This is a genomic window from Bacillus sp. NH11B, assembly GCF_001884205.1.
Lineage (GTDB): Bacteria > Bacillota > Bacilli > Bacillales > Bacillaceae_G > Bacillus_A > Bacillus_A proteolyticus.
On record NZ_MAOG01000101.1, the window covers coordinates 102,177 to 120,741 of the forward strand.

Consider the following 18,565-nt stretch of genomic DNA (forward strand, 5'->3'; position numbering starts at 1 on the left):
AGAAGGAAGTTGGAATCGTTCATTCCAACTTCCTTTTTGTATGAAGAGAAATTATCCGGCTAACTTTCTCATAATCCATTCGATAGGAGCTCTAGAAAATTTCTTTCTCCAAAACATGCTAAATAAAACACTGAAAATGAATTATCACGATGAAAATAAAGAGTAATATATTTCTACAGTATTTTTCTAGTTTTACACATAAATATTGAGAAAATTTCACTCACCCGAAATGGAAAGGTAATAGAATTGCTCGTATAGAATTACTCGTAGATTCACTTTATTTCGTTACTTGTGGACAGTAATAGCCTTATAGGAATGGGGTAAAGGTTTCAATTTATTAGGGGGAGTGGTTTTATGTTAAACAAAAAAATGGTGGCAATGGCAATGACTGTACCATTAGTAATGGGGACGATTTCTACAGTTTCCGCATTGGAAAAAAAGCAAGTAAAGGTAGAAGCTTATTCACCACAGAAAAAAGCAATTGAATATTTAAAAGGACATGCTACGGAATATGGATTGAAGGCAGACCTTTCAGACTTACAATATATTTCTACAACAGAAACACCAGTAGCTTCATATGTTAGATTCCAACAAGTGGTCAATGGTGTTCCTGTATTTTCAAAACAAATAACAGTTACTATTAATGGACAGGGGCAGGGATTACTTGCTGTTTCTGATTACCAGGCAGTTCAAAGTGTGAAAGAAATAGCGAATAAGATTAGTGAAAAAGATGCTGAACAAAAATCAATGGCGTATGTTGGAGGAGAAAGTGAGCAAAATCTATGGGCTCCTACAGAGAAAGAGTTTGGATATATTATTGAGGATGGAGTAGCTATCCCAGTATATAAAGTTTTAGTCCATTCGAATAAACCTTTCGGAGCATGGGAAACATTTATTGACGCGGAAAATGGAAAGCTAATTAAAAAGGTTGATATAAACCGAAAAGCAGAAGGAACAGGGAAAGTATTTTTACCTAACCCCGTCGTATCTAGCGGTAGTAAAGTAGGGTTAAAAGATAATAATGATGCAGATTCGACAGCACTAACGAATCAATTAAAAACTGTTACGTTAAAAGGTTTAGATGGTACAGGATTTTTAATTGGAGAGTATGTTACGATTTCTTCAAAAGCGAAGACGAAATCTACAAATTTACAATTTAATTACACACGTGCAAATGATAGTTTTGAAGATGTTATGTCGTATTATCATATTGATACATTACAGCGTTACATTCAAGGATTGGGCTTTAAAAATATTAATAATCGTTCGATTAAAGTAAATGTAAATGGTACAACTGACGATAATTCATTCTATTCCCCATCAACGAAAGCTTTAACTTTCGGTACTGGCGGTGTAGATGACGCAGAAGATGCTGGCATTATTGCGCATGAATATGGACATTCTATTCAAGACAATCAAGTACCTGGCTTCGGAAGTTCACCAGAAGGTGGAGCGATGGGAGAAGGATTTGGAGATTTCCTAGGTGCTACGTATGAAGATGCGGTATCAACGACAGGATACGGGAAAGCATGTGTTGGAGAATGGGATGCGACTGCTTATTCTAGTTCAGATCCGACGTGCTTACGCCGATTAGATACGAATAAAGTATACCCGAAAGATATAACGAATGAAGTGCATAATGATGGGGAAATTTGGGCTCAAGGTCAATACGAAATGGCGCAGTCTTTTGGACGTGATGTAGCAACAAAAATTATTTTACAATCACATTGGTCATTAACGCCAAATGCTAAATTCCGTGATGGAGCGAAAGCGATAAAGCAAGCAGATGCTCTTTTATACGGTGGGCAACACGCGGCTGAAATCGATCGTATTTGGGCAGCGAGAGGAATTAGTACGAATTAATATAAAAAGTCGTGGCGTTTATAAGCCACGACTTTTTAATTTGCTTAAGGACTGGTACTGGAAAAATTATTGGTATCGGTAATAATGTACATATACCGATAAGTTTACTTTACTGCTTCTTTAAAAACAAAATGCTCTTTAAATTTTCTAGACTCAATTTTTTGGCCGTTTCGCATAGATCGGAAAGGATGCTCTTGCCAAGTGATTAATACGTCAACCTCATCTGATTTTGTAGAAACAGGGAAGTTAGCGTGTCTAAATCCAGTTTTTCCACTCGCTAGACGACTTTCTTTTAGGGAAAAGAGTTCATATTTTGTTTTCATATTTGGTTCATTTCGGAAGACTTCAACTTGTACGTTATATACTTCGTTTTCTCCAACATTCTTTACTGAAAATTGATATGTTTGAAATTCATTTTGTTTAGCTTGAAGCATATTTTTGTTTTTTTTTTTCGGTTCATCAATATTCACTTGCCATTGATCAGAGTTTTGAGAGATTGGTAAAGATTTTGGTGAATAAGCATGCGTTTCATTCACTACAATTAGGCATAACAAAAGGAGAAAGAAACTAATCGCTTTTTTCATATAAACACCTCGCTACAAAATTTTTATTAATATGCGTAAATGAAATAGGAATTATGTAATAAAATGGAAAGAAGGTGATACTTTGATTCAAATGAATTTGAAAAAACTTGAAGAGGTAGTAGATGGAGAAGGATTACAAGAATCTTTTCATCATATAGAAATACATGGTGTCTGCATAAATTCAAAAAACATTAAAGAAGGAAATTTATTTATTCCAATTATCAGGGTGAAAGATGGACATGATTATGTGAAAGAGGCAATGGATAATGGAGCGGTCGCTTCCTTGTGGAAAAAGTCTTAAGGTACTCCACCAAAAGGGATACCAATTATATTTGTAGATGACACTTTGTTTGCTTTGCAACAATTGGCACAATTTTATCGGAATGAGCTAGGTGTAAAAGTAATCGGTATTACAGGTAGTAACGGAAAGACGACAGTGAAAGATATAATAGGAGGCATTTTAAGTACAACTTATAGTGTGCATAAAACAAAGGGGAATTTAAATAGTCAAGTCGGTTTGCCGCTAACGATTTTAGAAATGAAACGAGATACAGAGTTTTTAATACTTGAAATGGGAATGAGTGAAAAAGGACAAATTCGAAACTTATCAAAAATAGCACAGCCAGATGTATCGATAATTACAATGATTGGGCAGTCTCACTTAGAAACACTTGGATCACGAGAAGAGAATGCGAGGGCTAAATTAGAAATTATAGACGGATTAAAAGATGAAGGACTGTTTTTATATAATGGTGATGAGACATTGCTTTCTCGAAATAATAATGTGCTAGGTCTAAAATGTAAGTCATTTGGTGAAAAGGATACAAATAATTTGTTTCCAACAAACGTGCAATTAGATGAATATGGTGTTCATTTTAAATTAAATGATTCCAAACTACAGTATGATGTCCCCTTACATGGAAAACATAATATTTTAAATACGATTGTTGGAATCGCTGTAGGTCAATTTTACAATGTCTCTCCAGAAAAAATAAAGGAAGCACTGCGGCAAATAAATATTACTCATATGCGCTTTCAATTTTTAACTGCTAAAACAGGTTTTACTATTATTAATGATGCATGGAATGCTAGTCCATCTTCAATGAAGGCTGCAATTGAAACGTTAGAGAAGTTAAATGTTTATCAGAAAAAAATCATAGTAATTGGGGATATGTTGGAGTTAGGGAAGAAAGCTGAAACATATCATAGAGAAATTGGTAAAATGTTAAATGAAGAGAGCATTCATTATGTATTTACTTATGGAGAGTTAGCTGAAATTGTAGCGGAAGAAGCAAGAAAGAACTATCATACAGGAAAAGTACAGTCATTTGATAATAAAGCCGAGATAGCAAAGGAAGTATTGAAAGTTATAACGAAAAAGGATGTTGTTTTATTGAAAGGTTCACGTGGAATGGCTTTAGAGGAGATTGTACAAAACTGGATGTGAAAAATCAAAATATATTTAAAAGTGCTTGCATTTTATAGAATGAAGAGATAGAATACTCTGTAAATATAAAAAGTGATGAACAGGAAAAGTACATGATGCAAAGGTCTACAGAGAGCAATCGGTTGCTGGGAAGATTGCGATACCGCATGATGGAAAGACACTTGTGAGTGTTGCTTTGAACGTGATAATTAGTAAAAGCAAACGGTACCTACCGTTATCAGGGCTAAGATGGTCATTATGACAATTTGGGTGGTACCGCGGAAAAATCCGTCCCTATTTATAGGGGCGGATTTTTGTATTCTTTGAAAGGAGGTGAGTGACCGTGGATGATGACGACGACAACAATAACAATAACGTAAATAAAAATAAAATTAATGGAGGGAAATGTAATGGATCAAATAATGAAGCGTTCACTCACACGAGAATGTACGGAGTATGTAGGAAGGGCTGTATTACTACAAGGATGGGTAAAAAAAATTCGTCATCTAGGGAATGTTAGTTTTTTATTATTAAGGGACCGAACGGGTGTTATTCAATGTGTATTAGAAAACGAGTTAGCCGGATACAAAGTTGATGTTGAAAGTGTGGTCCAAATAATTGGAGAAATAGTAGAGACACCGAAAACAGAATTAGGTGTTGAAGTACTTGCACATGAAGTGAAAGTACTAAATGGAGCAGAATCACTCCCATTTGAAATAAATAAAAAAAAGTTACAAGTTGGCCTAGATCAATTATTGAATGAGCGGGTATTATCGTTAAGACATGAGCGAATCGCGGCGATATTTAAAGTGAAATCCATACTCGTTCAGAGCTTTAGTGAATTTCTGATAGAGAACAATTTCACACGTATATTTACTCCGAAAATTGTTTCGCAAGGGGCAGAAGGAGGAGCGAATGTTTTTAAGCTTTCATATTTCCAAAAAGAAGCCTATTTAGCTCAATCACCACAGTTTTATAAACAAATGATGGTAGCGGGAGGACTTGAACGTGTTTTTGAAATTGCACCTGTTTACAGAGCGGAACATCACAACTCTTCCCGTCATTTGAATGAATATATATCGTTAGACGTAGAGCTTGGATTTATTCATGATTTTCATGAAGTGATGCAATTAGAAACGGATATTTTACGATATATGTTTCAACAAGTGTCAAAAAACTGCGAAAAAGAATTACAACTACTACAAAAAGAAGTACCTGTTATTGCAGAAATTCCTAAAATTACATTGGCAGAAGCACAAGAAGTTTTGAAAAGTAGGTATCGAAAAGAATCTCCTATAGGGGATTTAGATACAGAAGGTGAAAAGTTACTAGGGAAATATGTGAAAGAAACGTATAATAGTGAATTAGTATTCATTACACATTATCCGAAAGAATCGCGACCGATGTATACGATGCCGAATAAAGAGAATCCAACTATTACTGATTCATTCGACTTATTATATAAAGGGTTGGAAATAACGTCAGGCGCACAGCGAATTCATAACTATGACATGTTGCTCGCATCTTTTAAAGAAAAAGGATTACATCCAGAGAAATTTCAATCTTATGTAAATACATTCCGATACGGTTGTCCCCCGCATGGTGGTTTTGGAATTGGATTAGAACGAGTTGTGTATAAGCTATTAGAATTATCGAATGTAAGAGAAGCGAGTGCTTTTCCGAGGGATTGTACACGTCTTATACCATAACATTAAAACCCTTCTATTTTATAGAAGGGTTTTGTGCATTTCAACATATGTTAAAGGGAATGATAATGGTTTTTTCGTGTGAAAATATGTAAATTATATCAAGAAAATTCATAAGTTATAATAAAATATGAATATAAAAATAGTTCATATAATAATGTATGGAAGGGTATGAAACATGTTATATCAAACTCAAGCAACACAACAAACACCAGCTTATATAATCTATCTTCTGGATGTAAGCGCATCAATGAATCAAATGATGGATGCAGGCGGAGAAGAAAAAAGAAGAATTGATATTGTAACGGATGCTCTTTCTTTAGCAATTCGCCAAATGGTATTCCGTTCAACAAAAGGTAGTCGTTTGCTCCCGAGGTATAAATTGTCTATTTTAGCCTATAGTGATCATGTTTTTGATTTATTGGGTGGGGTGAAAACAATCGACGAAGTAGCAAGACTGCGCCCGCTAGAAAAAATCCAAACACATCGCTTAACTGATACAGCAAAAGCTTTCTCTGTAGTAGAGAAGTTATTACAAAATGAATTACCAAATTTACAAGATGGACCAGCTCCTGTTGTCTGTCATATGACAGATGGGGCTTCAACTGGTGAAGATCCAGAATTAATTGTGCGAAGAATTATGGATATGTCTGTACCTGATGGAAATGTACTAATTGAAAACATTTTTATTTCAGATGAAATTATGCAAGACCAAATTACTAGCATAAAGAAGTGGCAAGGGATTATGCCAAATACAGAAATTACAGATGAGTATGGTGCAAAGTTGCAAAGACTTTCATCGCCTATCCCTCAAAGCTATCGTGAGATGATGACTGAATATGGTTTCCATATTGCAGATGGTGCGGTGATGATGTTTCCTGGTACAAATGCGGATTTAGTATCACTTGGATTTCAAATGTCTGCTGCAACGCCGGTTCGATAGGAGGGAGAAGTATCGTGAAATATATCCTATCGCAAGAGAGAGAAACGGTATTGCAAGAAAAGAAAAGCAAACATTTTACTTATCGATATAGCTATGTCAGAGCAAAAGAAACGCAGGATTTAAATGAGAGTGGACAGGACTTCCTAGTATTTCAAGATAATGGAACTAGTTTCATATTTGTTTTATGTGATGGTGTAGGGATGTCTTTCCACGGTGAAATTGCTGCAGAGTTTCTTGGTATGAAGTTATTAAACTTGTTTGAAACGTGTCAAGAAAGTGGACAGGATATTCCTACATTATTAGATGAACAGTTAAATAATTGGATAGAAGAAGCTTCAGAGGAAGTGAGTGCATTCCGATTGCCAGAAGAAACACCGTGGTTACTTCGCGATGTATTAGAAGAAAAGCGAAAACAAGGTAGTGAAGCGATGTTTATCGGTGGGAAAATAGAGCTCATTCCAAATCAAGACAAAGTACAAATAACGATAGTTGTACATGGTGATTCATTTGTACAATTGTTTCAAGATAAGAAGAATTGTTCGAATGTAGTGAAGTTTGAGAGAAATATAGAGAAAAGATGGTCTACACAGCGTGGCATTATTGGAGGTGCACTGGAGGTATTTTCAAAGACATTATCCAGAGAAGAAATAAACCGGATAGTTATTCATTCAGATGGACTTGTATCGCTTAAGCAGTATAACTTTGAGGAAGTCTTAAAAGAAATAGAGAGGGCGCAGTGCTCACCGATAAGCGATGATATTTCATTTATAGATATTTCTTGGTAACAACACGATGGAAAAAGGTGAATAAATGTGGAAGAGATTATTGTGACATACATAAAGCAATCAAATGAAGAAATTGATATTGCAATTCCTAATGATGTAAAAGTGATACAAATTATTGAAGCAATTTTACATCATGAAAAAATAGACGAAGCATTGGGCGGTATGTATGAAATTAGAGTCGCAAAAGATAAAGAAGAATGGCATTCTATTCGAAATGATGAAACGTTGCGCGATAATGATGTTTGGGATGGACAATATGTAATGCTATATAAAAAAGGGGCAATTATCCCTTCTTTTGAAATGCAACCGGCAGAAGAAGTTTATAATGAACCTGTTAAACCAGATATATCTTCAAGTAGAGAAGATTACGTATGGAAAATCATTGAGTAATAGTTTTTGAATGGGGAAGGAGAAATGTTTTGTGCAAAAATCACCGTATTTTCAACGCTCTCCGCGTGTGAAAGTAGATATACCAACAGGGGATGTTATTATTCATGATCCGCCGAATATACCGGAGGAGCCGAAGTTTTCAATTGAAACAATGTTACTGCCAGCAATGATGACGATTTTAACATTGATATTATATTTTGTAATGATGAAATTTATGAAGATGAATTCAAGTTATATGCCATTAATGATGGTTTCAAGTATTCCAATGTTGGGATCATATGTAATTACAACGATGGGGCATTTCCGTAAAAAGAAAGAACATCGTCAAATGGTTGAACAATTACAAACAAGATACTTAGAGCAAATTCAAAAGCATCGAGTGGAATTAGATACGTTAAAGGTTGAACAAGCAAAATATTTAATTACACAAAATCCAAGCCCATTAAAAAGTGTACAAAGAATTGAAAACCGGGAAAGTAATTTATGGGAGAGAACACCTGAAAGTCCAGACTTTTTAGATATTCGTATTGGTACAGGAGAAAGACCATTCCTTGTAGAATTGAAGGTGCCTGAACAGAAAGGTTATGAAGAAAATCCATTAGTTACAGAAGCACAAAATGTGAAAAGGGATTTCAATACGATACCTAATGGACACATTTCAATTTCTTTGAAAAAAAACGATGTAATTGGTGTAGTTGGAAATAAAGAAGATAGACTAAACTTTATTCGAATTGTAACGACGCAAATTATGACACATCATGCACCAAATGAAGTGAAAATAGCAGCCTTTTATCATGAGAAGGAGAAAAAACAGTGGGATTGGATGAGGTGGCTTCCTCACGTATGGGATGAACAGAGAAGTATGCGCTTTTTATCTGAAAATCAACAAGATGCACAGAAACTAGCTGAAGTACTATTTACCCCACTTAACATGCGCAGAATCTATAATTCTTCTGCGCAAGCGGATGCAAAAGTTCCTTTAATTCCGATGTATGTCTTTTTCTTATCAGCGAGAGAATTTTTAGAGGATGATCCTTTAACTCCGATGTTACTTAGAGAAGGTGAAAGTGTAGGAGCCTCTACATTTATTTTTGCGGAACAAAGGGAACGGTTACCGATGGAATGTGATCTTATTATAAGTTTAAATGGAGAAAATGGTGAGTTAGTAGAAACTTTTTCAAGTTCAGCTGAAAACAGTGGGACAACGCGTGCCAGTTTTAAAGTAGATCGACTTTCATTCGAACGATGTGAACTAGGAGCGCGAAGCACTGCTCCAATTCGAATGAAAAGTTCTACAGCAGCCAACATTCCGAAAGTATTAACATTTTTAGACTTGCTTCAAGCTAAAAACATGGAAGAGTTACAAGTGCTCGAGAGATGGAAAGAAAATCGATATCCGACTTCATTACCAGTCCCGATTGGTGTAAGAGAAGGAAGTAAACCTGTTTTTCTAAATATTCACGATAAGATAGAGAAAAAAGGGCATGGTCCGCACGGTTTAATGGCTGGTACAACAGGGTCAGGGAAAAGTGAAGTGATTCAGTCTATTATAGCGGCGTTAGCAGCAACCTATCATCCTCATGAGATGGCATTTATGCTTATCGATTATAAGGGTGGTGGAATGTCAAACACATTTGCAGGATTACCGCATATTATTGCATCTATTACAAACTTAGAAGATCCAAACTTAATTGAGCGTGCCAGAATTTCATTAAAGGCAGAATTAGAGCGTAGACAAAAGTTATTCATTCAGGCTGGAAATGTCCAGCATCTAGATGAATATTATGAAACAAGCTGGCGTGAAAAAGAACCTTTACCACATTTGTTTATTGTTATTGATGAGTTTGCTCAAATGAAAAAGGAACAACCAGAATTTATGGACGAGCTAATTAGTGTCGCTGCCATCGGAAGAACATTAGGGGTTCACTTATTATTAGCAACTCAAAAACCTTCTGGGGTTGTAAATGACAAGATTTGGAGTAACTCGCGTTTTCGAATTTGTTTACGTGTACAAGATGACGCGGATAGTCGTGAAATGCTAAAGATTCCAGATGCATCTAAAATCAATGTACCAGGACGAGGGTATCTCCAAGTTGGTAGCAATGAAGTATTGGAATTATTCCAATCTGCATGGAGCGGAGCACCTTATAATCCAGATGAAGAGAAAGTTCTTGATATTGTTGACTTTACAGAAGTAAAGCTTTCGGGTGAAAGAATAAAAATGAAAAAGCGCCCAAAACCAATGACAAATAGTCCAAAGCAATTACAAGCTTTTATTCAATATGTACAGAGTATATCAGAAAAAGAAAATATTAAAGCATTACCAGGACCATGGCTGGATCCATTACCAGAAAAGTTATTGTTAAAAGAATTTTATGCTATGGAAAATTGGACAATTGCTGAGTGGAATAAATCAAAAGAATATTTACAAGTAACGGTAGGATTAATTGATGATGTTGCAAATCAAGCACAATTTCCTCTGAAGTTAGATTTACAAGAAGGGCATTTAAATATATATGGTATGCCAGGTACAGGAAAAACGACGATGCTGCAAACCATTATTATGTCCTTAGCTGTATCTCACACACCAGAAGAAGTGAATTTTTATATTATTGATTTTGGTCGTATGTTCTTAGATTTTAAAGATTTACCTCATAAAATGCTGCAAAGAAATTACTAAAGCAAGCAGGTGTTACACCGCACCATAAGTCGGGTTCTGTAATTGAGCTAATCCCAACTGATTTGCATAAAAATGTTCCACATATTGGTTCAGCATCTGATTTAAGAGGAGGATATTAAAAATGGAAAAATTGAAAATGAAATTAGATGAAATAATTGATTTTGATTTAAAAGAGATAGAGAAGGTTTGGGATGAAGTTGAGATAAAAACACTTGAAGAGAAATATAGTTTAAATTTCTCAGAGGATTATGTCTTTTATTTGAAGTATTATGGTAATGATTATATAAGGGGAAATGTTCGATTTATTCCCTCAATAGAATTACCAAAAATAATAAATCAAAATCAATTTGAAGTAGATGCTATATATGGATTATACAATGACGAAAATAACTTGGATGATAAAATAAACAGTTACAAGAATATATTACCAGATGGATCGTTTCCAATTGCAGATTTACCAGGTGGTGATTTAATTTGCATGGGTATGGAAGGTGATAAATATAATAAAATTTATATTTGGTTTCATGAAATGGAAGGAGAAAATATTTTCTTAGTGTCTAATTCTTTTGGGAATTTCATTGATAATTTCAAAAAAATAGAAGCGGAAAAAAATACTGTGGGTAATGTTAAGTTAAATTTAGGTGACAAATTAAATGCATTTTTAAATGCGGCGTCTAAAAATATGGATTAAATAGACAAAGAAAATGTTAATGGATATTAAGTAATGATATGTAAAAGGTTTTAAACTGGTACTAAAAAACTTACAAATTTACGATACTTAAAGCGCTTGCTTGCCAACTAGAAGGCAAACAAGTGCTTTTTTTGTCTCAATATAGAAATGGAATATATTAAAGAAAAAGTTTATATTTTGTTAGATCGAGAAAATAAAAGTATCTAGTAAAAAACAGCCACCAAATAAGTAAAAGAAGGCGTAAACTTTGTAGCCTCCACAGCAAAAGGATTTGCCGACAAAATCGGAAGCCTATGGAACAAAGGTGCCACAACCGTAAAAACAACCTTCTTGCAGGGGAATGAAAAGATTCAGCACGCAGTAAAAACATTACTGGAGTACAAATGGATCCCAGGCGAGGGAAAAGGCTTCGCCATGGCTGGAGTAGGAAAGGTCTCAGGAGGAGGACAGTATTCTCTGAAAGAGGCTTATCAGTATATGGAGAGTAAGGTTGTTAAGGGGACGGGTAATTCCAGTAAGATAGTCAATGAGGCTAATTTAAATAATATAGATGAATTTATAAATGGGACTAAGAAATTTGATGATGTTATTAATGATTATGTAAAGTTGTACAGTGAAAAAATTATCTCAAATAAAACGTGGTCATGGAATAAGTCACTTCACGGTGGAGCTAATTTAACTGCTCGTCAAAAAAGAATGATTAAGGAAAAAGCAGTTGCAGATGGTTTGGTTCCTGATGTGAAGGTTATTAAAGCTGATGGAATGAGATACGGATTTGCCGATTTTAAGAGTGCTGGGCTTGTTGTAGAGACAAAGCAACTTCCAGAGAGGCTATGGTTAATGTCAGACGAAGAGCAATTTAAATGGCTCGATAATGCAATAGGTGGACGACCGGAAGGTATGACATGGCATCATACTGAAGTACCGGGTAAAATGGAGTTGGTTCCTTTTGGAATACACAATATTACGATTCACAATGGTGGAAGGTCGGCCGGAATGTGGGCCGATGCTCCTAGATAGTAAACTAAAGAAAGAGGTAAAAACATGAAAATAAAACAGGATACTATTGTAAAACCATTACCTTCAGAAGAGTTAATAAAAAAACATGAAAATTTTTGGAGATTAAAACTACCAGGTTCATTTTTGGATTTTTTTAAAGTGTATAATGGTGCAGAAGTTGAAGAAGCTACATTTGTATGTGATAATCGTAGTTATGCGATAGAAAGGTTTTTATGTATGCTGGATGACATTGAAAATAACCCTAAAGGGATCTATGATATTGATGTTGTATTTTCACAGATAGAGGAAAGATTAACTGATAATGAAGATTTATTAGGTGCAGAGGTATTACCAATAGCTAGTATATTTGCAGGGGATTTTGTATGCTTGGATTTTAGAGAAAATAAAGAGAATCCATCGGTGTGTGTATGGTCTCATGAAGAGTCAGGAGAGTTTGAACCAGTGTTTTATAAAATAGTAGATAACTTTACTGAGTTTTTAGAGGTACTACAATAAAACTTGGTACAATGACTTTGTAAGTAATATAACAAGACTTAATATTTGGTATTAAAGTTAAAGACGTATAAGAAAAGTGAAGAAAAAGAATGAATAAGCTGTTAAAAAGTAAGTACTCCATGATGGTTGTACCATCATGGAGTACTGTGTGCAATGATAGAATAGAAAATAAAGTAAAAGCTTAGGTGAGATAGCATTTTATTTGACGATGAATATAAACCATGGATTGTATATGAAACTAATGAACTCGTACAAACTCGTAAGTTTTAACGTAGTAGTTTTTATGACATGTAAAAGGTGTCATACTTTTACTGCAGGATTTACAAATTTATGCTACTTAAAAACATATGAACTTGAAGCACTTGATTGTCTCTGAAAGGCAACAAGTGCTTTTTTCGTCTTAGTATAAAAATAAGATATAATAAAAAAGTTAATATTTTGTTAGATTGAGAAAATAAAAAATATCTACTAAAAAGCAGCTGTCGATGGCATAAAAACAGCCAGTCACAAAGTAAAAGAGGGTGTAAACTTTGTAGCCTCCACAGCAAAGGGATTTGCCGATAAAATCGGAAGTCTATGGAACAAAGGTGCCACAACCGTAAAAACAACCTTCTTGCAGGGGAATGAAAAGATCCAACACGCAGTAAAAACATTACTGGAGTACAAATGGATCCCAGGCGAGGGAAAAGGCTTTGCCATGGCTGGAGTAGGAAAGGTCTCAGGAGGAGGACAGTATTCTCTGAAAGAGGCTTATCAGTATATGGAGAGTAAGGTTGTTAAGGGGAAGGGTGAAGGTAGTAAGAGTACTAGTGGGAATAGTAAGCATTTAAGTGATGTGAGAATTCCATCAGTAAGAAACAATGAGTTTAATAAATGGTTTGATAATCTATCAGTAAAAGAATTTGAGGAAATGTGGAATAATCCTCAGTTGAGAAGTAAAATAGAAGATAGGATTAGACGCCCAGGAGGATACCACGAGTGGCATCTTGTAGCAAGAACTCCTAAATTTAAGCAATGGGGAATTAGTATGGATGATATTAAAGAAATGAGGTCTCTGACTAAAGATGTTGAATTTGTAAATCCACCTGATCGTCATGGAAGAAGAGGCTCGACAAAAGCACATAATGAAATGTTAAAGATTATTGATTCTGCTTCTGACTATGAAATTTTTGTTAAAAGGCCTAATGAGTGGGCTGAAAATAGAATAAAAATGGCATTATGGATTTACCAGAAGGTTTGAGGAGGTGAAAAATGAAAAACGATGTTTCTTTATGGTTAGGATGCTTTAGTGATTTTGATGAACTCGAAACGTACACTGAAATAAAATATAATGAAGATGGAGATAGTATTCCCTCTATTTTTGAGAAAGATTTTAAATTAGGTTATTATGATAGGGACTTAGTTGAAAAAGATTGGATTTCTGATGCTGAAGATGACATAGAAAAGCTGTTAGCAGATTTTTCATATGATAATCAATTAATACAACAGTACAATAACATTAAGTTAAAGTCTAAATACAATACCATCATTTTAATTTATAATTATGATTATAATAAAGAAGGTAAAATTGTTAACTTCGTAGATAAGACTACCTACAAGTTGGATTTCATTGGTACGGCAAAATATATAGATTAATGCGAATATAGTAGAAAAGGAATTTGAATTAATAAAAAATGAAGATGATGATGACCAAGATGAAGACGATATGGATCATGATGATCTAGATGATTAATAACATTGCTCTATTGTACAAAGTTACAATGGAACATTCTTTTCGACAAAAAAATTAATATATACCTTGACAGTTACTAATATAATCGATATACTTCATATTAATTTCAAAAGAAAATATATTCTAAATATTAAAATGTGTTGAATAGGAGTAGTAAGGTCATGTATTTGTGCAGAGAGCTATGGGTTGGTGCGACATAGTCAAATGACATCCTGAACTCGCCTAGGAGCAGTAAGGTGGAACGGAATCACATTTCTTAGTAAATCTTAACGGTTAACCTTCGATATTAGGTTTGTAATCAAACGATTACTACTAAGGTGGATTCATAATGGAATCAATAAGGGTGGTACCGCGTTAAGTAAATGGCTTAGCGTCTCTTTATATAAAGAGATGCTGGGCCATTTTTTATTTTATAGAAAAAGAAATGGAGGGTTTATTCGGATAGGTATATAAAATTTATTTATTTATATAAAAAGATTTAATAAGGAGGAAAATAAGATGAAACAGACGGAGCAATGGACTTCGAAATTAGGTTTTATTATGGCAGCAGCAGGATCAGCAATTGGACTTGGCGCAATATGGAAGTTTCCTTATATTGCTGGAAAGAGCGGGGGAGGAGCATTCTTTTTAATCTTTATATTATTTACTGTATTAATTGGTCTCCCGCTATTAATAGCTGAATTTATGATTGGACGCAGTACACAGAAACAAGCAGTTGGAGCATTTAAAAGTATCGCACCAAATACAGGATGGCACTGGATTGGGCGTCTTGGGGTTGGGACTTGTTTTATATTACTTTCATTTTATAGTGTTGTAGGTGGATGGGTACTAATTTATTTATTCAGAGGAGTAACTGGACAACTTATTACTCCGGGACAAAATTACGGTTCGTTATTTACTGAAACAATTGGAAATCCGGTTTGGGCTATTACTGGACATTTCGCTTTTATGTTCATTACGATATGGGTTGTATCAAAAGGTGTACAAAACGGAATTGAAAAAGCAAGTAAATATATGCTACCAGCATTGTTCGTTTTATTTGTCGCCCTTATTATTCGTTCATTAACACTGGATAATGCAATGCAAGGTGTGAAGTTTTTCTTACAACCAGATTTCTCAAAGATTACTTCAGAAAGTATTTTGTTCGCCATGGGCCAATCATTCTTTGCGATTAGTATCGGAATATCAATTATGGTTACATATAGTTCCTATTTAAATAAAAAAGAAAGTTTACCAAAATCAGCGGTTACGATTGTTGGATTGAATTTATTCGTATCTTTATTTGCAGGCCTTGCTATATTTCCAGCAGTATTTTCATTAGGAATGGAGCCGACAGAGGGGCCAGGCTTACTATTTATTGTATTGCCATCTGTATTTAGCCAAATTCCATTCGGAGGATTGTTCTTAACGGTATTTCTTGCGCTATTTACATTTGCGACATTAACCTCGGCATTTTCTCTACTAGAGACGGTTGTTTCAGCATTAGCAAATGGTGAACAAGAAAGAAGAACAAAACTATCATGGATCATTGGTTTCTGTATTTTCTTAGTGGGTATACCATCTGCGTTATCATTTGGAGTATGGAGTGATATTACGATTTTTGGGAAGAATATTTTTGATGCAGTAGACTTCTTATCTAGTAATATTTTAATGCCGCTCGGAGCGCTATTTATTAGTATTTTCGTATCATTCAAAATGGAAAAGAAAGTGTTAGAAGCAGAATTTTTTGTGGGTGGAAATTACGGAAAGAAAGTATTTACTTGTTGGGCATTTTTACTTCGATTTGTAGCGCCACTTGCAATAATCATCGTCTTTTTAAATGTAATAGGAATTATTTAACATTAAATGTTATAATATTCAGTAAAAAAGAAGGTGATGATTATAAAAGCGAATTTGATAAAAGCAGGGAAGTATATGAATATTAAAGGGAAAAAGTTATACGTTGAAACGCATGGAAGCCCTAAAAATAAACCAGTCCTATACTTGCATGGTGGACCAGGAGAAAGCTGCTATGATTTTTCATTTCATCAAGCGGAACGTTTAAAAGATTCTTTATATGTAATTATGATAGATCAAAGAGGTGTTTGTCGCTCAGAAGAAATTAATGAGGACGAAGCTTTTGGATTAAATGATTTGATTGAAGACTGTGAGGAACTAAAAAAAGTATTACAAATTGAGAAATGGTCTGTAATTGGACATTCCTTCGGTGGATATTTAGCATTGTTATATGCGTTGATATATCCAAGTTCAATAGAGAAAATAATTTTTGAAGGGCCAACTTTCGATTTTGCATTAACAAGTAGGGCTTTGTTACAAAAGACAGGAACGTTATTAAAAAAGTATGGAAAAGAAGCGGCAGCAGAAGAGTGCCTAACTTATTCATCTAGTAATGCTAATTCGGAAGAGTTACTAGATGCATATATAAGGTTAAGTGATGAATTAGATGAAAAAAGAATGGAAATTTACAATTATAAGGAAGATGAGACAGACGATAGCTTATATAGTGACGAAGAGTGGAAACAATTTTCGAATCGTTCCAAAATCCATTTCGATAGATTAAAATCAGAGGGAGCATGTCATACGTCATTATTATCTAAAATAAAAGATGTACAGAATCCAATGTTATTAATAGTAGGAAAATATGATGTAGTAACGTGTGAAAAGCAAATTGAAATATTCAATCGAGATTCTCTAAATGGAAAGCATATCATATTCGAAGAAAGTGGTCATACACCCCATTACGAGGTAGCAGATCGATTTGCTGAAACAGTCATTCATTTTTTAAAATAAAAAAGAAAGGTGCTTCTAATAATGAGAAGCACCCTTTTTAAATTTCAGGATAAGTGATTGTAATGTTAGGCCATTTGCTTTGCCAATTCTTTTTATTAACCCTATTTTTATACATATGTATTCGTTCTTTCGTTTCAAGAAAATGAGGTGTAGGTTTCACTTGTAATGAAAGTAAATCTTCTATTCCGCACGGGGATGTTAGTATGACTTTGTTTTGTTCGTCCAAAGAAACACCAAGAGCGGTTGCTGTTTCAGGAAATTTAGAAATAGCATCAACAGAAGAAGAGTATGGCAGCATTCCATTCACTACATGCATGCGAGTTTGATTTTTTACTGACCAAGGGATAGAGGCATCCATCTTCGTCAGCCTCTGTTCTAATGATTGTTCGTATACCTCATCTTTATGTAATGGATCAAAATAAATGACATCGACGTCGGGTGTAGCTGTTCGTACTTCGTAGTTATGTAAAGTATCCCAAATTTTAGAACGGACAAATCCAGCGCAAACCCACCAATCAGGTAGCTCTAGTGATTTTGCCATTTGTAATACATTCATCATCCATTCGTCGTTTTCTATTAAGTGAATTAAATCTTGCTTTGTTTTTATATTCATTGATAAATACACCTTCCTTGTAGATTAATGCATCAGCTCAATAATCCATAAAATCCAGTAAGCACCTGGTACAAATAAAAATTGTGCTAATAAGGTGCCGAGAAGTCTAGAAATCATTAGCCAACCATACATTTTACTCATTGCTTCAGCACCCTTTTCTGATTGTAAAGCTCGTTCTGTTAAAAGAGCAATGCGTGGATCGAGTAGCACTGTTAATAAAATGGTAGCAAAACCATTAACTAGACCAGAAGCTGTACTTGCATTTGTTGCGTAATCTGGGTTTAAAAAGGAAGCGTAAAGGGCTGAAAGTACCCCCGCTGTATAAATTGCAGTAGCAAACATGTTAATAAGCATAATACGCTTTGGGATACCACCGATCCTCATTCGATGAATCATTTCGAATTTAGGGAAGCGTACATATTTTTTTGTGTACTTTAATTTTTGAATGTTATTCGTCTTCATCATTCGAATGAATGAACCATCTGTTTCAAAGTTTTGAATGACGTATCCAAATAGCTTTGTCAAAGTTGGATAGAGTATAATCGCGAGCAAAGTACCGACAGAAGCAGATAATAGAACGAGCCGTATAATATGCTCTAAATTAATAGAAGAATCTAGTTTTGCTTCATCGACAATACCACCGATTAAAAAGGCTTGTAGTAAGTTAGATGTTCTTGAAATAAGCAGTACCATTCCTACGACGGATAAGGCAACGGCAATCTTTTTTAAACGTACACCAGCTAATCGAATACTATAAGAGCTAGTTTCAACTGCGTGGATAACAATTGTGAAAGTCATTATAAAAATTAATGTAATTGACATTTGATTCACCAGTTTCTATTAAATT

General features: G+C 34.6%; 13 protein-coding genes, 7 pseudogenes and 2 other annotated features. Of the genes and pseudogenes, 16 read left to right on the forward strand and 4 right to left on the reverse strand.

Annotated elements, in window-relative coordinates:
* Nucleotides 1-51: 51 nt before the first annotated feature.
* Nucleotides 52-141 (reverse strand): annotated as a pseudogene (locus BAU27_RS31865) (DUF418 domain-containing protein); the annotation flags it as partial.
* A gap of 213 nt (nt 142-354) precedes the next feature.
* On the opposite strand from BAU27_RS31865, the gene BAU27_RS15130 reads away from it, so the two are divergent.
* On the forward strand, nt 355-1,863 hold the full coding sequence (locus BAU27_RS15130; RefSeq protein ID WP_071771329.1) for a M36 family metallopeptidase: 1,509 nt from the start codon (nt 355-357) through the stop codon (nt 1,861-1,863).
* Between the two features lie 104 nt (nt 1,864-1,967).
* On the opposite strand, the gene BAU27_RS15135 is transcribed toward BAU27_RS15130, so the two are convergent.
* The gene (locus BAU27_RS15135) at nt 1,968-2,447 is read right to left on the reverse strand and encodes a hypothetical protein (RefSeq protein ID WP_071771330.1); all 480 of its coding nucleotides are present in this window, start codon (nt 2,445-2,447) and stop codon (nt 1,968-1,970) included.
* A gap of 82 nt (nt 2,448-2,529) precedes the next feature.
* Between BAU27_RS15135 and BAU27_RS15140 the strand changes: the two are divergent.
* The 15 genes and pseudogenes from BAU27_RS15140 to BAU27_RS15210 all read left to right on the forward strand — a co-directional run bounded on the left by BAU27_RS15140 (nt 2,530) and on the right by BAU27_RS15210 (nt 17,105).
* Nucleotides 2,530-3,894: pseudogene (locus BAU27_RS15140) on the forward strand (UDP-N-acetylmuramoyl-tripeptide--D-alanyl-D-alanine ligase).
* Between the two features lie 66 nt (nt 3,895-3,960).
* Nucleotides 3,961-4,172 (forward strand) — a binding site (T-box leader).
* Between the two features lie 111 nt (nt 4,173-4,283).
* A complete protein-coding gene (gene aspS, locus BAU27_RS15150) occupies nt 4,284-5,582 on the forward strand; it encodes an aspartate--tRNA(Asn) ligase (RefSeq protein ID WP_071745231.1) in 1,299 nt (432 codons plus the stop codon).
* Between the two features lie 175 nt (nt 5,583-5,757).
* A complete protein-coding gene (locus BAU27_RS15155; protein WP_071745230.1) occupies nt 5,758-6,522 on the forward strand; it encodes a vWA domain-containing protein in 765 nt (254 codons plus the stop codon).
* An 11-nt stretch (nt 6,523-6,533) separates the two neighbouring features.
* Nucleotides 6,534-7,307 carry a hypothetical protein gene (locus BAU27_RS15160; protein ID WP_071771331.1) on the forward strand — a complete coding sequence of 258 codons (774 nt, stop codon included), beginning with the start codon at nt 6,534-6,536 and terminating at the stop codon, nt 7,305-7,307.
* Nucleotides 7,308-7,334: 27 nt separating this feature from the next.
* Nucleotides 7,335-7,697: a ubiquitin family protein gene (locus BAU27_RS15165; protein WP_071771332.1), complete on the forward strand. Its 363-nt coding sequence runs from the start codon at nt 7,335-7,337 to the stop codon at nt 7,695-7,697.
* A gap of 31 nt (nt 7,698-7,728) precedes the next feature.
* A pseudogene (gene essC / locus BAU27_RS15170) lies at nt 7,729-10,353 on the forward strand (type VII secretion protein EssC); the annotation flags it as partial.
* Nucleotides 10,354-10,397: 44 nt separating this feature from the next.
* Nucleotides 10,398-10,496 (forward strand): annotated as a pseudogene (locus tag BAU27_RS32910) (HNH endonuclease); the annotation flags it as partial.
* A 2-nt stretch (nt 10,497-10,498) separates the two neighbouring features.
* Nucleotides 10,499-11,068, forward strand: coding sequence for an SMI1/KNR4 family protein (locus BAU27_RS15180; protein WP_071771333.1), 570 nt, complete (start codon nt 10,499-10,501; stop codon nt 11,066-11,068).
* A gap of 228 nt (nt 11,069-11,296) precedes the next feature.
* A pseudogene (locus BAU27_RS15185) lies at nt 11,297-12,088 on the forward strand (HNH endonuclease signature motif containing protein); the annotation flags it as partial.
* Nucleotides 12,089-12,112: 24 nt separating this feature from the next.
* Nucleotides 12,113-12,583 carry an SMI1/KNR4 family protein gene (locus tag BAU27_RS15190; protein ID WP_071771334.1) on the forward strand — a complete coding sequence of 157 codons (471 nt, stop codon included), beginning with the start codon at nt 12,113-12,115 and terminating at the stop codon, nt 12,581-12,583.
* A gap of 472 nt (nt 12,584-13,055) precedes the next feature.
* Nucleotides 13,056-13,831: pseudogene (locus tag BAU27_RS15195) on the forward strand (WXG100 family type VII secretion target); the annotation flags it as partial.
* A gap of 3 nt (nt 13,832-13,834) precedes the next feature.
* The gene (locus BAU27_RS15200) at nt 13,835-14,218 is read left to right on the forward strand and encodes an immunity 22 family protein (protein WP_071745228.1); all 384 of its coding nucleotides are present in this window, start codon (nt 13,835-13,837) and stop codon (nt 14,216-14,218) included.
* Nucleotides 14,217-14,315, forward strand: a pseudogene (locus BAU27_RS33560) (PepSY domain-containing protein); the annotation flags it as partial. The gene BAU27_RS15200 and the pseudogene BAU27_RS33560, both read left to right, overlap by 2 nt.
* A 131-nt stretch (nt 14,316-14,446) precedes the next feature.
* Nucleotides 14,447-14,696 (forward strand) — a binding site (T-box leader).
* Nucleotides 14,697-14,813: 117 nt separating this feature from the next.
* Nucleotides 14,814-16,154, forward strand: coding sequence for a sodium-dependent transporter (locus BAU27_RS15205; RefSeq protein WP_071771335.1), 1,341 nt, complete (start codon nt 14,814-14,816; stop codon nt 16,152-16,154).
* 36 nt (nt 16,155-16,190) lie between these two features.
* Nucleotides 16,191-17,105: an alpha/beta fold hydrolase gene (locus BAU27_RS15210; RefSeq protein ID WP_071771336.1), complete on the forward strand. Its 915-nt coding sequence runs from the start codon at nt 16,191-16,193 to the stop codon at nt 17,103-17,105.
* Nucleotides 17,106-17,142: 37 nt separating this feature from the next.
* Here the strand turns inward: BAU27_RS15210 and BAU27_RS15215 are convergent, their stop codons facing one another.
* Complete coding sequence (locus BAU27_RS15215) at nt 17,143-17,718, reverse strand: nucleotidyltransferase family protein (RefSeq protein WP_071771337.1); 576 nt, start codon at nt 17,716-17,718, stop codon at nt 17,143-17,145.
* A gap of 24 nt (nt 17,719-17,742) precedes the next feature.
* Nucleotides 17,743-18,540: a lipid II flippase Amj family protein gene (locus BAU27_RS15220; protein WP_071771338.1), complete on the reverse strand. Its 798-nt coding sequence runs from the start codon at nt 18,538-18,540 to the stop codon at nt 17,743-17,745.
* Nucleotides 18,541-18,565: the final 25 nt, after the last annotated feature.

Coding starts and splice junctions, on each gene's coding strand:
- BAU27_RS15130 (WP_071771329.1), top strand. CDS start 355: ATGTTAAACAAAAAAATGGTGGCAATGGCAATGACTGTACCATTAGTA.
- BAU27_RS15135 (WP_071771330.1), bottom strand. CDS start 2,447: ATGAAAAAAGCGATTAGTTTCTTTCTCCTTTTGTTATGCCTAATTGTA.
- aspS (WP_071745231.1), top strand. CDS start 4,284: ATGGATCAAATAATGAAGCGTTCACTCACACGAGAATGTACGGAGTAT.
- BAU27_RS15155 (WP_071745230.1), top strand. CDS start 5,758: ATGTTATATCAAACTCAAGCAACACAACAAACACCAGCTTATATAATC.
- BAU27_RS15180 (WP_071771333.1), top strand. CDS start 10,499: ATGGAAAAATTGAAAATGAAATTAGATGAAATAATTGATTTTGATTTA.
- BAU27_RS15190 (WP_071771334.1), top strand. CDS start 12,113: ATGAAAATAAAACAGGATACTATTGTAAAACCATTACCTTCAGAAGAG.
- BAU27_RS15200 (WP_071745228.1), top strand. CDS start 13,835: ATGAAAAACGATGTTTCTTTATGGTTAGGATGCTTTAGTGATTTTGAT.
- BAU27_RS15205 (WP_071771335.1), top strand. CDS start 14,814: ATGAAACAGACGGAGCAATGGACTTCGAAATTAGGTTTTATTATGGCA.
- BAU27_RS15210 (WP_071771336.1), top strand. CDS start 16,191: ATGATTATAAAAGCGAATTTGATAAAAGCAGGGAAGTATATGAATATT.
- BAU27_RS15215 (WP_071771337.1), bottom strand. CDS start 17,718: ATGAATATAAAAACAAAGCAAGATTTAATTCACTTAATAGAAAACGAC.
- BAU27_RS15220 (WP_071771338.1), bottom strand. CDS start 18,540: ATGTCAATTACATTAATTTTTATAATGACTTTCACAATTGTTATCCAC.